Annotated in this window: 1 protein-coding gene; it reads right to left on the bottom strand. The window is 58.8% G+C overall.

Annotated elements, in window-relative coordinates; translation table 11 throughout:
- The coding region (locus tag SQ11_RS15190; RefSeq protein ID WP_041515044.1) for an AMP-binding protein at positions 1–1,408 on the bottom strand (1,408 nt) is incomplete at both ends.

Consider the following 1,408-nt stretch of genomic DNA (forward strand, 5'->3'; position numbering starts at 1 on the left):
GATTGAGGTAGCCGCGCGCCAATCCACCTCCCCCCAGATACAATTCGCCTGCTACACCCTGCGGAACCGGATTGAGGTCAGAATCAAGAATGTAGGCTGACCGATCCCCGACGGGATGACCAATCGGCATATAGGCGGACTCAAATCCAGTACCAGGATAAGCTTTTGAAATCAGGGGAGTAATGACCGTCTCGGTGGGGCCATAGCCATTGACAATGCGGGGGGGCTGGAGTACTTCTTGCACAAAATCAAAGCTGGCGCGAGTCATTGCTTCGCCGCCGACGGTGTAGGAGCGGATCGGCAAACTCCGGCCAGCATTACCTATTAGCTCAGCCAGTTGATGCAGATAACCGGGCGTAAAACAGGCGATGGTTATCCGATGCTTCGCAATCTCGGCAACGGTGCGATCAACAGGCCAGATATCATTGTCACGTGGCATCAATGCCGCGCCGAAGGCCAGGGGTACAAGCCAGCGTTCGTGCGCACCATCAAAATTGATCGATGCAAACTGAAGCTCTCGATCCACTGCTGTCATACCATAAACTTCACCAATAGCCTGGACATGCATCGACAGAGGCCCATGGGCCACACCCACGCCCTTGGGTTTGCCGGTAGAGCCGGAGGTATAGATGACATACACAAGATTATCCCCGTGCACGCCTACGGCGGGATTGCCTGCCGCTTCCCCGCTCACGTCCACCGTGTCCAGTTCCAGCACCGCGCACTGCGCCGCATGCGGAATGCGTGCCCGGATATGGCTTTGCGTCAGCAGCAAGCCAATGCCGCTGTCCGTCACCATGTAGTTCAGCCGCTCCTGCGGATACTCCGGGTCCAGCGGCACATACGCGCCCCCAGCCTTGAGGATCGCCAGCAGGCCTACGATCATCTCGAGCGAGCGCTCCACCGCAATGCCCACCCTGGTCTCGGCCTTGACCCCCAAGGCAATCAGCCGGTGCGCCAGCCGGTTCGCCCGCTGGTTAAGCTCCGCATAGCTCAGCTCGGTGTCGCCAAAGATCAGCGCCACCGCCTCCGGACAGGCCTCCACCTGCCGTTCGATCAAACGGTGCACCGGCTCAGCATCCGCATAGCGCTGCTCGTTGACACCCCAGGCCCTAAGCTGTTCCCTCTCCTCTCCACTCAGAATATCAATGTCGCCCAGGATGCGTTCAGGATGTTCGGCCAGTTGCTGGAGAAGATGAAGATAGTGCGCACCCAGCCGTTCAATGGTGGCCGCTTCGAACAACTCCGCGGCATAGCTGAACAGGGCGCCGACTTGCCCATCCGGCCGCTCGGTGGTGTCCAGCGTCAGCTCGAACTGAGCCGCCTGTTCACCCAGTACGTGATTTTCCATCGTAAGACCAGGTAATGGCTGCAACACATCGGGGTTCTCGCGCAGATGGTTGTACAT

Source organism: Nitrosospira sp. NpAV, from assembly GCF_000832065.1.
GTDB lineage: Bacteria > Pseudomonadota > Gammaproteobacteria > Burkholderiales > Nitrosomonadaceae > Nitrosospira.